Origin of the sequence: Methylomonas rapida (assembly GCF_024360925.2) — a bacterium.
Taxonomy (GTDB): Bacteria; Pseudomonadota; Gammaproteobacteria; order Methylococcales; family Methylomonadaceae; genus Methylomonas; species Methylomonas rapida.
The window spans coordinates 1,687,106-1,699,703 of the sequence record NZ_CP113517.1 but is presented as its reverse complement, the minus strand read 5'-3'; the positions used below and the strand labels follow the sequence as shown (position 1 = coordinate 1,699,703).

The 12,598-nt window shown below is 53.6% G+C and carries 12 protein-coding genes; 2 read left to right on the top strand and 10 right to left on the bottom strand.

From position 1 onward, the window contains the following. Positions 1–76 precede the first annotated feature (76 nt). The 4 genes from NM686_RS08065 to NM686_RS08050 all read right to left on the bottom strand — a co-directional run bounded on the left by NM686_RS08065 (position 77) and on the right by NM686_RS08050 (position 5,378). Positions 77–298: a hypothetical protein gene (locus NM686_RS08065; RefSeq protein WP_255187366.1), complete on the bottom strand. Its 222-nt coding sequence runs from the start codon at positions 296–298 to the stop codon at positions 77–79. Between the two features lie 43 nt (positions 299–341). Then, on the bottom strand, positions 342–1,433 hold the full coding sequence (ribD, locus tag NM686_RS08060) for a bifunctional diaminohydroxyphosphoribosylaminopyrimidine deaminase/5-amino-6-(5-phosphoribosylamino)uracil reductase RibD (RefSeq protein ID WP_255187365.1): 1,092 nt from the start codon (positions 1,431–1,433) through the stop codon (positions 342–344). Next, the gene (gene nrdR, locus NM686_RS08055) at positions 1,423–1,881 is read right to left on the bottom strand and encodes a transcriptional regulator NrdR (RefSeq protein ID WP_255187364.1); all 459 of its coding nucleotides are present in this window, start codon (positions 1,879–1,881) and stop codon (positions 1,423–1,425) included. The genes ribD and nrdR overlap by 11 nt, the downstream gene beginning before the upstream one ends. 62 nt (positions 1,882–1,943) lie before the next feature. After that, complete coding sequence (locus NM686_RS08050; protein ID WP_269022714.1) at positions 1,944–5,378, bottom strand: mechanosensitive ion channel domain-containing protein; 3,435 nt, start codon at positions 5,376–5,378, stop codon at positions 1,944–1,946. A 23-nt stretch (positions 5,379–5,401) separates the two neighbouring features. On the opposite strand from NM686_RS08050, the gene NM686_RS08045 reads away from it, so the two are divergent. After that, complete coding sequence (locus NM686_RS08045; RefSeq protein WP_255187362.1) at positions 5,402–6,052, top strand: class II aldolase/adducin family protein; 651 nt, start codon at positions 5,402–5,404, stop codon at positions 6,050–6,052. A 37-nt stretch (positions 6,053–6,089) separates the two neighbouring features. Next, positions 6,090–6,350: a glutaredoxin 3 gene (gene grxC / locus NM686_RS08040; RefSeq protein ID WP_255187361.1), complete on the top strand. Its 261-nt coding sequence runs from the start codon at positions 6,090–6,092 to the stop codon at positions 6,348–6,350. A 151-nt stretch (positions 6,351–6,501) separates the two neighbouring features. Here grxC and NM686_RS08035 read toward each other — a convergent pair whose 3' ends face one another. The 6 genes from NM686_RS08035 to folC form a co-directional block, all read right to left on the bottom strand. After that, complete coding sequence (locus tag NM686_RS08035) at positions 6,502–7,080, bottom strand: PilZ domain-containing protein (protein WP_255187360.1); 579 nt, start codon at positions 7,078–7,080, stop codon at positions 6,502–6,504. A gap of 206 nt (positions 7,081–7,286) precedes the next feature. Beyond that, a complete protein-coding gene (locus NM686_RS08030; protein ID WP_255187359.1) occupies positions 7,287–8,468 on the bottom strand; it encodes an O-succinylhomoserine sulfhydrylase in 1,182 nt (393 codons plus the stop codon). 11 nt (positions 8,469–8,479) lie between these two features. Continuing rightward, complete coding sequence (gene purF / locus NM686_RS08025; protein WP_255187358.1) at positions 8,480–9,982, bottom strand: amidophosphoribosyltransferase; 1,503 nt, start codon at positions 9,980–9,982, stop codon at positions 8,480–8,482. Positions 9,983–9,997: 15 nt separating this feature from the next. Further along, positions 9,998–10,519 carry a CvpA family protein gene (locus tag NM686_RS08020; RefSeq protein ID WP_255187357.1) on the bottom strand — a complete coding sequence of 174 codons (522 nt, stop codon included), beginning with the start codon at positions 10,517–10,519 and terminating at the stop codon, positions 9,998–10,000. Between the two features lie 29 nt (positions 10,520–10,548). Then, the gene (locus NM686_RS08015; RefSeq protein ID WP_269022711.1) at positions 10,549–11,319 is read right to left on the bottom strand and encodes an SPOR domain-containing protein; all 771 of its coding nucleotides are present in this window, start codon (positions 11,317–11,319) and stop codon (positions 10,549–10,551) included. An 11-nt stretch (positions 11,320–11,330) separates the two neighbouring features. After that, on the bottom strand, positions 11,331–12,596 hold the full coding sequence (folC, locus tag NM686_RS08010; protein ID WP_255187355.1) for a bifunctional tetrahydrofolate synthase/dihydrofolate synthase: 1,266 nt from the start codon (positions 12,594–12,596) through the stop codon (positions 11,331–11,333). Between the last annotated feature and the right edge of the window lie 2 nt (positions 12,597–12,598).

Sequence of the window (12,598 nt, the reverse complement as noted above, 5' to 3'; positions counted from 1 at the left end):
AATTCGCGACGCCTACAGCTAGAACTTTCATTTGCCGGGGCAATCGCCAAGCCTTCATGAGCGTTAAGACACCAGACTAGCGCGACTTGCCATCCGGCTCTGGCTTGGGCGTATCGCCTTTAGCTTTATGATCCGCTTCGGGTTCGCGATATACCTTAAAAGTCTGAAAAGTACCGGTATGGTAGTCATAGACCTCCACTTCATGCTCTTCGCGAATGACTTTGCCTTCCTTGATGATGAAAGTGCGAACCTCTTTGTTATCGTCTTCTTCCGCGTATCCCCAAAGAGGTAAAGCCATCAGGAAAAACGCCGTTATGCCTGCTTTCATTTGTCCGTTTGGGTCATGCCCGTTGAGTTTGATAACGTAATCGCAAGTCTGATCCAATTTGGCGAGTTTCGCTCAAATGTAACAATTTTTTATCTTGCATGATCTGCAAGCCCGGCAGATGAAACAATCCTCGCGCCTGGTCACCCAACACACAGGGCGCCATATAGATCAGCCATTCGTCGACCAGCCCGCTGTCGAGCAAGGCACCGTTCAGGGTGGCACCGGCTTCGACCCACACCGTGTTGATTTGCAACTCGGCCAGCAATTCAAACGTTTCCACCAAATCGACGCGACCGTTTTTGGCCCCGACTTGAAACACCTTGCAGCCGACTTGCCGCAATTTTTCCAACTTCCCGGCGTCATCGCTGCAGGTGACGATCCACACTTCCACTGAATTTTGCAGCATTTTTGCCGTGAGTGGCATGCGCAAGTTGGAATCCAGCACCACTTTGACTGGCTGCACCAGATCGAAATCGACGCGGGCATTCAGTTGTGGATCGTCGTACCACACCGTATCGATGCCGGTGACGATCGCGCTGCTTTGCGCGCGCCAGCCCTGCACGTCCTGTCTGGCTTCTTTCGACGTGATCCACTGACTCTCGCCGGAGGCCATCGCGGTGCGCCCATCCAGGCTCATCGCCAGTTTGCTGCGTATCCACGGCAACCCTGTTGTCATGCGCTTGAAAAAGCCGCGGTTGAGTTTTGCGGCTTCTTCCGCCAACACGCCGACCACGACTTCTATGCCTGCTTCGCGGATCTTCCGCAAACCTCGCCCGCAAACCTGAGGATTGGGGTCCTGCATCGCCACCACCACGCGGTTGATGCCGGCGGCGATCAAGGCCTCGCAACAAGGCCCGGTTTTACCGTGATGGCTGCAAGGCTCCAATGTTACATACGCCGTCGCGCCTCTTGCATCATTTATTTTAGCCAGCGCATCGATTTCGGCATGGGCGAAGCCGGCGCGTTGCGTCCAGCCTTCGGCGATGATCTCACCATTTTTGACCAGCACGCAGCCGACATGCGGATTGGGATCGGTCGTGTAAATCCCGTTTTCCGCCAGCTTGACGGCACGAGCCATGAAAGCGGCGTCCAGTTCAGCGCTCATGCTGTTGCAGGTTCTCTATCATTCGGGTGAATTCGCTAACATCTTCGAAGCTGCGGTACACGGAGGCAAAGCGCACGAAAGCCACATGATCCAGGGCACTGAGTTCTTTCATGACCAGTTCGCCTAGTTCGTGCGCGCTCACTTCCCGCTCCCCCTTGCCCACCAGGGCTTTCTTGATCCGACTGATCGCCGCCTCGATTTCATCCACCTTGACCGGGCGTTTTTCCAATGCCCGCTGCATGCCCGCGCGCAACTTGCCTTCGTCAAAGGCTTCACGCGCGCTATTGCGCTTGATGATGCGCGGCAAACTCAATTCAACCACCTCGAAGGTCGTAAAACGTTCCTTGCAGGCCACGCACTCACGCCGACGCTTGACCTGGTCGCCCTCGTCGGCCAGGCGAGTATCGATCACTCGCGTATCTTGTGCGGAGCAAAATGGACAGCGCATCTGTAAATCCGTTTCAATACCAGGCTTTTGTAAAACTCGCCATTTTATTACAGTTTGATTTTTTATTGAAATCGACTACTTGCTCCGCCGCTCGTGAATACCCCGTCGGCAACCGAACGGATATGAATGTCGCGTTGCGGAAACGGTATTTCTATGCCGTTTTGCTGCAGGGCGACGTAGAGTTTTTTATGCAATTCATGGGTGACGGCCATTCTGTCGCCCAACTCTTTGACAAATACCGATATTCTGAAATTTATCGCGCTTTCTCCAAAACTCAAGAAGGACACCATGGGCTCGGGATCCGGCAATATCTTATCGACCGTACTCACCGTGTCTTTCAGAATTTTTTCCACCAATTCGATATCGCTGCCGTAAGAGACGTTCATCATCAAAATCACGCGCGTGACCGTGTCGGTCAAGGTCCAGTTCACCAGGCGATCGGTGATGATGGATTTGTTCGGCACCACCAGTTCCTTGCTGTCCCAGTCCAGAATGTGGGTGGCGCGCATCTGAATCCGGCACACGCGCCCGGTAACATCCCCCACAGTCACGGTGTCGCCGACCCGAATCGGGCGCTCGAACAACAGGATGATGCCGGAAACCATGTTGGCGAATATTTCCTGCAAGCCGAAACCCAAACCCACGGAAAGCGCGGCGACCAGCCACTGCACTTGCGACCAGCGCCCCCCCAATTCATTGGCAACGGCCAAAAACGCGATCGTGATCAATAAATAGCGCGCCAACTGAATCAAGGCATAACGGCTGCCAGAGGTCATCGCGAACTTGCCTACCGACAGCAGATCGACCAGTGCCGGAAAGTTGCTGACGAATACGAATGTCAACGCCGCATAAAACACCGCAAAGAACAGGTTGATCAGGGTAACCGGCATGCTGACCTCCTTGCCGTCCAGCAACTCGCTGCGCTGCCAGAGCTCGACGCGGTCGAACACCGCGAAGGCCGGCAAAATATCGCTCCAGATCATCCAGAAACCCGCCAACAAGATCACCGCGATCACCGTGATCAACAGCTTGTCGCTTTGCTGGTTAATCGTGGAAATATCCACCAGGGCTTCATCCGATACATAGCCCCCTCCTTCGGTGCTGAGGCTGGCGGATACCTGATCCACCGTTTGCTTGCGTTTTTTGCGGGCATTTTGCACCGCCAGTTGGCGCTTGGTGACCGTCAACCAACGCAAGGCCAAGGCATGGAACAAGGCCGTGATGAATATCAGCCGCAACGTAACCACCAACTTGCCCTGCAATTCCAGTGCGCTTTGATAATAACCCGCCACGGAAAACCCAATCACGACCCAAGGCGCCAGAATGGCCAAGCCATACCAAACATAACGCAAGCGGCTGATCCAACTGCTCGAATACACATAAAACGTCTTACCCAGACCGATGCCTGGATGAGCCAAACGATGCATCACATAGGACACGACCAGCATCATCAGGATTTGCGCGGTTCTGCCCAGGGTTTGATTGTGTTCGGAAAACAAATTGGCGCTGGTCATGCCGACGATGAAAATGCAGGGAATGATGACGAAGCGAGACCATTTCAATTGTTGGTACAACAGCTGTGCGGTACGCTGATGCCAGAAAAACAACGACACGGCCACGCCGTCGGGCCTGAAGATGCGATAAAAAAACTGCAACAATGCCAAGGAAACGGCGGCCGATAGCAAACCGCCGACAAGAGCCCGACTAAAGCCATCGCCGTTGTAATTCAGGCTCAGCATCCAGCCCGCCCACCCCATCAACAACGGGACAGGCAGGGACATGGCCAGGATGTAACCCAAACCGCTCAAGGTTTGGCCGAAACCGGTGACATATTGATTGGAGCGGCTTTTCGCCAACAGAGCCGCCAGGTTGACTCGCAAGGTATTTTTAAATTTTAGATGTAGCACAACGATTGCAATACCCAGCATCAACATCAATGGGTAGGATTCCAGACCCTTCTTCAAATTGCCGATGACCTGCGCCCAATTCGCGGGCGCGCAAAACCAGGTCACCGAATGCACGATATTTTGCAAATAAGCCTTGGTAATCACCGGCGCGTTCGGCACCCATAACAGGCGCTGATCCAAATAGGCACCGAATTTATCCGCGCTGTTCAGCATTTGCTGCAGGGTAAAATCGACATCCCCCAATATCCTGGCGTATTCCGCATAAGCGATCGACAAGCGCCCGACCAGGTCTTTTTGATCGTTCAGCAGCATGCGCAATTCGGTACGAATGCGCAAGGCTTCGGCGGGCTCGGTGTTCGCCGGCAGCTGTTGTTCCAATCGCATCAACAGGGTCTGGTTTACGTCGGCCAGTTCCTTTTTAACCTCGTCGAGCTTGAACATCTCCAAGCTGGTGGAGGCGATTTCCTGCTGAATCGTGTCGTTGAAATTGCCGTATTGCTTGCGTTGCGGCAGATTCCGCCGCTGTTCGCGCAGTAAATTGCCCAGTGCCGGACTCAAGCCCGCCAGATTGATTTTTTGCTCGGCGCTCTGAAAATCTTTTTCCAGTTGCTTGTTGCGTGCATCGATGTCGTTTTTTTGCGCCAAATACTGCTCGATATGCTGGTTCACATCCCGCAAATTACGGTTGTAACGCATGTTGTCCTTGGTCGCGGCACGAATCAAAGGATGCTTGCCTTCGGCATCCTTTTCCGCCTGCAGCAATTCGGCCCGCTCTTTGTCGATTTCCTGTTGCCGCCTTTCCAGCAGGTAGCTTTCCAATTCGGCAATGACCAGGCTCAAGCGCTCCCGTTGCAAGTTCAATAATTGCAAGTGGTCTTTCTGTAATTGCAGAAGCATCGGATTGCTGATGTATTCGAGCTCCAGCGTCTTTTGCGTGCTGTTCAGCAGGCGCATTCGCGTATCCAGCTGAATTTGCCTGGCCTCCTTTTCCGGCAGATTTTCCATGGTCTTGCCGGTCAGCGCCTGCTGTTCCTGTTGCGTCGATGCTTGCTTGGCCTTGAGTTCCGAAATCTTCTCCCTGATCATTTGCGGGCTATTGCTCAGCTCAGTGACCAGGTTTTCGACCCGGGCAATTTCGGCATCCAAATCGCTGAGCCGCGTTTTCTCAATGACTTGACGCTGCTCGATCTCATCGGTGGGAAATATCGCCAGTTTTTCCGGACTGCGGTTTTTCAACTGATTTTCCGCATCGGCGATTTGCGCCTGTAGCTGTTTGGCTTCCAGCGGTATACTGCTGGACGTACGCTTGAGCTCGGCGGCTTCAGTCTGCTGATTTTCCAGTTCTCGCAAATTGTCCAGACTTTCCTGATAAGCCGCGAGAATACGATTGCGCAATTCCTCGGAGATGTTTTGCTTGTCCTTGAGAGACTGCATGCGTTGCTCTATTTCCGCCGCCGTCACGCTTTTTTTGGCCGTCGCGCTTTCGTTGGCCGCGAAAGCCAGATTGATGGCAAGCAATGACAGGATGAGCCACGGAGCAAAAGCGGATTTAAAAAACTTGAACATCATGTGTTTGAAAATAAAAGACAAATCAGAATCCATGCAAAAATAACATGAATGAGCGGGAAGGTGTAATCAAATACCGGCTGAAACACCAGGCCGACGACGCTGCAATCACGACCGACATCAGTCAAATCAATGCCTGGCGCAATGTGCTGTTTAGATTGGAACTCATTGGACAATCACCGGAAAAATATCATGGCCTCGGCTACGGCAATATCAGTCAGCGCTTACAACAGGACCGACAGGCATTTTTGATTTCCGGCACCCAAACCGGCCATTTACCGCTATTGACCACGAGGCATTTTGCCATTGTCGAAAAGGCCTTGCCAAAACAGAATGCGCTGTTTTCGCGCGGACCTTCCCGGCCTTCTTCGGAAGCATTGACCCATGCCAGCATCTATCTGCATGCACCCAAGGCACAGGCCGTGATTCATGTGCATTGCCCCCAAATCTGGCGCCAGACCCAAGCGCTGCAAATACCTCATACCGCGGCGGACGTTCCTTATGGCAGCCTGGAAATGGCCGAGGCCGTCGAAGAACTTTTCGCCTCGGGCAAACTGGCTAGCTTGCCGATTTTCAGCATGCTGGGCCACGAAGACGGCATCGTCGCTTTCGGCGACTCGCTGTCGACCGCGGCACTGACCTTGTTGACGCAATTTGCCAATGCGCTGGCTATTGAGCAAGCCTCTCAGGCTGGTTAGAATACCAGCTTTATTAGAAAGCTTTAATTTAAATCAGATGCCAGAAATCGTCGTTTACACCGGCCGCTTATGCCCTTACTGCACCATGGCCAAACGCTTGTTGGAGCGCAAGGGCGCAAGCTATACAGAAATCGATGTCGACTCCAGGCCCGGCCTGCGTCAAGAATTGATGGAAAAAACCCAGCGCCGCACCATTCCACAAATTTTCATCGGCGAGCGCCACATTGGCGGTTTTGACGATTTGCAAGCACTGGACATGAGGAACGCGCTCGATCCATTGCTCCGGGAGCAGCCGTAAGCCAATAAGTCAGTGGCTAAACGGCGCGAATATGCTGTTAGGAATGAACATGAAATAACCTATGCAAGTATTCGGTGTAGGTGCGGATTTATCCGCGCAGTGCGAATGAATTGACACCTACCAATTGCCAAGCTTATTTCTCACACATTCCTTACAGGATGGAGACGATTTGCAATCCCAATTTGGTCGAATCGTCCTCATCGCCCACCCAAACCACCTTGCCCAGCGCGGCCAAACCAAATTCCTTGATTTGTAGTTTGACCGGCGTATTGGTCTTGATTGGGCGATGCGGCTTGTTTGATTGGACGCATAAGCCATCGTTGGAACGGTTGATACCCTCCACCAGCAAACGCTCGTTGTCGATAAAGAGTTCGGCGGTAAAAGGCTTGGTCTGGCGGTAACCTCGCCGCTTGATCCAGAGTTTTTCCGCGTTATGGACCACTGTTTCGAATTCCAGCCCCATATAGAGACGGCCACGTTCCTCGCGCACCCAAACGATTCTGACTTCACCGGCCAGCATCAACTCGCCTATGAAAATTTCCGCGCGCCTGTCTTCCCGCAAAAACGCTTCGAAATCGGCCACGCTCGCCAATAATTCGCCTGGCGACACTTCTATCATCGCTCCCTTTACAGAAACGTCGTAGCAATTGAATTGCAGCACCTCCCCCCCGATGTGCAATTGTCCGAAGGCATTGAATTTTTTTCTGTACTCTCTTCTTTCTCGAAACATGCACGCAATTCCGTATTAATCCATCAAGATGCATCAAAGATAGCTTATTTTCGAATTTCGGTAATCAGGCAAGCCCAGTTTCATCGTTCGCCTCGACTCCGTTCGGCGAACTCAAGCGCCTGTGCGGCAGCTAAAGCCTTATATCCAAAAACAACCCAACCTCATGTGCAGCCAGGGCCACGCTCCCGCCCTGACTTTCAGAGTTTCTATAAGCCTCTTCGCAAGTCGTTTTTAATATCTTCCAGATTTTCCAGACCCACCGATATTCTGACCAGGCTATCCTTGATGCCCGCCTCGGCTCTGGCTTCAGGGCTAAGTCTGCCGTGCGTGGTGGTGGCAGGATGCGTGATCGTGGTTTTGACGTCGCCCAGATTCGCGGTAATCGACAACATTCGGGTTGAATCGATCAAACGCCAGGCCTGCTCTTGACCGCCGGTCAGTTCGAAACTAACCACCGCGCCGAAATGGCTCTGCTGACGTTTCGCCAGTTCATGTTGAGCATGCGATGCCAGGCCCGGATAATGCACTTTCGCCACCGCGGGTTGCTGCTCCAGCCACTTCGCCAGCTCAAACGCGTTGTCGCAATGCGCTTTCATACGCAGCGCCAGGGTTTCCAGTCCCGATAAAAACACCCAGGCGTTGAACGGGCTCATCGTGGCACCGCCGGTACGCAAATACGGGTAAATATCTTTTTCGATCAAGGCCTCGCTACCGATCACCGCCCCACCGACGCAACGCCCTTGTCCGTCGATGAATTTGGTGGCCGATTGAATCACCAGATCCGCGCCCAAGGCCAAAGGTTGTTGCAAAACCGGGGTACAGAAACAATTATCCACGACCAACAGACAATCATGACTATGGGCAATGTCGGCCAAGGCCTGAATATCGGCGATCTCGATCAACGGATTGGACGGGGTTTCCAGAAACAAAAACCGCGTATTCGGTTTGATCGCCGCTTCCCAGGCCGACAAATCCGTCAGATTGACGAAATCCGTCGTCACGCCGAATTTGGCGAAATAATTTTGAAACGTCAGCACGGTATTACCGAACACGCCGCGCGAGCAAACCACATGATCGCCAGCTTTCAGCAACCCCATGCCGACCGCCATGATCGCGGCCATGCCGGAGGAAAACGCCAGACAGCGTTCGCCCTTTTCCATCAAGGCCAGCCTATCCTGAAAGGCGCTGACCGTCGGATTGGTGAAGCGGGAATAGATATTGCCCGGCTGTTTGCCGGTAAAGCGTAAAGAAGCCTGTTCCGCCGATTCGAACACGTAACTCGAGGTCGCGAAAATCGCGATGCTATGTTCATCTTCGTGCGTGCGTTTATGCCCAACCCTGATGGCCTGGGTTTCCTGGGCGTATTGTTGCCAATCGAAATCTGTCATGTCTTGATCCGTCATTTTTGTGCGATGGCGCTGATCGGTGCATTTCTGCGCTCTTGCGCACCATCGTTGCGCAGAGCCTCGATTCGAGCCAAATATTCATCATCGATGTCGCCGGTGACATATTCATGGCTGAAACACGAGGTATCGAACTGTTTGATGTTCGGATTGCCCTTGCCCACCGCATCGATCAGATCTTCCAGATCCTGATAGATTAGCTTGTCGGCTTTTATCGCATCGCAAACCTCTTGTTCGGTGCGGCCATGGGCGATCAACTCACGCGCCGCCGGCATGTCGATGCCGTAAACATTGGGATAGCGCACTGGCGGCGCCGCGGAGGCAAAATAAACTTTTTTCGCGCCGGCATCGCGGGCCATTTGAATGATCTGCTCGGATGTGGTGCCGCGCACGACGGAATCGTCGACCAACAACACATTCTTGCCGGCAAATTCCAGCGAAATCGCGTTGAGTTTTTGCTTGACCGATTTCTTGCGCATTTTCTGTCCAGGCATGATGAAGGTACGCCCGATGTAACGGTTTTTCATGAAACCTTCGCGGAATTTGACGCCCAATTCATGCGCGATTTGCAGCGCGGCCGTGCGGCTGGTATCGGGAATCGGAATGACCACATCGATGTCGTGATTCGGCCATTCCTTCTGGATTTTTTTTGCCAGTTTCTTGCCCATGCGCATGCGGGCCTTATAGACCGAAATGTTATCGATGATGGAATCGGGACGGGCGAAATAGACGTATTCAAAGATGCAGGGGCAATGATTGGTCTTTTCGGCGCACTGCTTGATATGCAATTTGCCCGAAGTCTCGATGAATACCGCCTCGCCCGGCGCAATATCGCGGATCAAGCGAAAATCCAGCACGTCCAGGGCTACGCTTTCCGAAGCGATCATGTAGTCGGTAAAACCATCGTCGCCTTTGCGCTCACCAAACACGATCGGACGAATGCCGTGCGGATCGCGAAAACCCAGGATGCCGAAACCGGCGATCATTACCACTACCGCATAAGCGCCACGGCAACGTCTATGCACGGCGCTGACCGCCTTGAACACGTCATCGACGGTCAGGGTCAGCTTGCCGGCTTCGGCCAGTTCGTGGGCGAATACGTTCAACAATACTTCGGAATCCGATTCGGTGTTGATATGGCGCTGGTCGTCGACGAACACCTGCACCTTCAATTCTTCGGTGTTGGTCAAATTACCGTTATGCGCCAAGGTCAATCCGAACGGTGAGTTCACATAAAACGGCTGCGCTTCCTCGGCGCTGGTGCAACCCGCGGTCGGGTATCTGACATGGGCAATTCCCATGTTGCCTTTCAGCCTCAGCATTTCCTCGGCGGAAAACACATCACGGGTCAAGCCATTTTCCTTACGCAAATGCAGCCTCGAACCTTCGCAGGTTGCAATGCCGGCGGCATCCTGGCCACGGTGCTGCAACACGGTTAAGGCATCATACAATTCCTGATTGACATTTTGATTGGAAACAATCGCGGCAATACCACACATAGCAAACCTAATGAACTAACGATAATGAATGTAGCCCGCCAAATCGGACGGGATATGGTCTTTCAGCCAGACGGCGAAAGATTGGAAGGGCGGAATCAGCCTTGACTGTTTCCACCAGGGATCTTCGGGCAATGGAGTGACGCCGGCCAGCATCACGAGCAAGGCAACCAGTACCGCGCCGCGGGCGATGCCGAACACCATTCCCACCAGGCGGTCGGTGCCGCTCAAGCCGGTTTTTTCGATCAAATGATTCAGTATGAAACTAATCAGACCGCCCAAGACCAGCGTCATGACAAACAACAGAATAAAGGCTGTCGCAATACGTGCGGAAGGATAGTCGATCTGATTCCGCAACAATACCGCGAAATCCCGGCTGTAATGCCAGCCCACGCCTATCGCGACCATCCAGGTCAGCAGCGCGAAGGCTTCCTTGATGAACCCCCGAATCAAACCGATGATCGCGGAAATCGACACCAAACCGAGGATGGCATAGTCTATCCAGATCATCTTGTCGAAATTCAATACGTCCGACATCATCAAGCCTTTTCTAACCAGCGAGAACTCGATTACTCGTCTCCGGAAACAAAGCTGTTGACGTTGATCTGGGCCAGCTTGGCCTTGATTTCTTGCGCCTTGGCCTTATCCAGCATCGGTCCAACCCTGACTTTATAAATAGAGCCTTTTTCCCCGGCCACTTCCTTGATTGAAGCCGCGAAACCTTGTTTCTTCAAGTTTTCCAGCATCGTCTGCGCGTTGGCCTTTTGACTGAAGGAACCCGCGTTCAAATACCAGCGCGTGGTCGCGGATTCCGCCGCGATCGAAGGCTTGGGCGCAGGCTCGACGAGCGCCGGCTTGCTTGGCTTGACCGGTGCTTCGGCCACGGGTGCCGGTGCTTTAACGGGCTTGGTCGCGGCCGGCTGAGGCGGTACGCTGACGTCCTCTTCATCGGCCACGTTCAATTGAGGCGCGACAGTCCGCGGCGCGGACGCGGGCGCGACTGCTTTCGGCACCGGCGCGGTTTCCTTTTCCGTGATCATTGCACGGGGACGGGCGGGCGCCATGTCCATATCGGCCTCCTCATCGCCCTCATACACCACGGCCGGCGCGGGCGGCTCCGGCTTTTCCATCGGCGCAACGGTCGTCACGTCTTCCGCCTTTTCCGGCAACGGCATGATCTCAACGTCCTGCGCCTTGGCCGGCAATTCCGGAATCTTTAATTCATTGACACTTTTACCGGATTCATCGATAGGATCATCGAATAACATCGGCACAAAAATAGCCGCCAGGGCCGTAATGACAGCGGCGCCAATCAATCGTTGCTTCAACTCTTGATCCATCTTCATCACCTCTACGAAAAATGGGATAAATATTCAGACACCAGAAAAAAAGAACCGAAGATCAAAATCAACTCGCCCGGCAACGCATGCCGGCGGGCATCTTCGAACGCCGCCGAAAAATCGGCATAGCCATGGTTCACACTGGTGACATCTTGTTGTCGAAAATAACTTGTCAATAATTCTTCGCTGGCGGCGCGCGGATTTTTCAGCGGCGCCAAGTACCATTGCGCCACGCGCTCGCGCATGATTGCCAACACCCCCGGTATGTCCTTGTCCTTCATCATCGCGAACACCGCATGCACCTTAACCGAGGGAAAGTGTTCCCGCAAATAATCCAGCAACGTTTGCACCGCTTGCGGATTGTGCCCTACATCCAGCAAAATCGGTGTCGTTCCCGCGATCAGTTGAAAGCGTCCCTGCAATCTCGCCGTGGTCAGACCTTGCCGAATCGCCTGCTCGTCAACCGGCAATCGTCCCTGTAGACACATTACAGCCATAATGACCGCCGAGGCGTTGTGAAATTGGTGTTCACCCTGCAAATTCGGCTCGGGCAAGTCGGTCAATTTTAGCCGATCGCAAAACCAATCCCAGCCATCCGCCTGTTTACGATAATCGAACGCCTGGCCGATTTGCATCAGTTCCGCTTGTTTGTCCCTTGCGCTTTGCAACAAAGAATTTGGCGGGTTCCGGTCGCCCACGATAGCCGGGGTCGCTTGACGAAATATGCCCGCTTTTTCCCGGCCAATGGCTTCCTCGGTATGCCCCAGCCAATCGACGTGATCGATCGCAATGGTCGTCACGATGGCCGCGGCGGGGTCGACGATATTCACGGCGTCCAGCCGCCCGCCCAGACCGACTTCCAAAATCCTTACTTCAACGTCGTTTCTGCTGAATATATCCAGCGCCGCAAGCGTGCCAAACTCGAAATAACTCAGGCTGGTATCGCCCCGCACCGCGTCGATACGCTCGAACGCCGCGCAAATATCATCATCGGCTACCGGCAGGCCATCGATCCTGATGCGCTCGTTATACTTGAGAATGTGCGGCGAGGTATAGGCGCCGACACGATAACCTTGCGCCTTGTAGATCGCCTCCAGGAAGGCGACGCAGGAACCCTTGCCGTTGGTGCCGGCAACGGTGATCGTCGGTATCGTGTCAGGCTTGGGATCGAGGCTGGCATAAACTCCAGCGACTCTATCCAGGCCTAAATCTATCGGTCGTGGATGAAACTGTTCCTGCCAGGCCAGCCAGTCACCCAACGCTTGAAAGCGCGCCATCG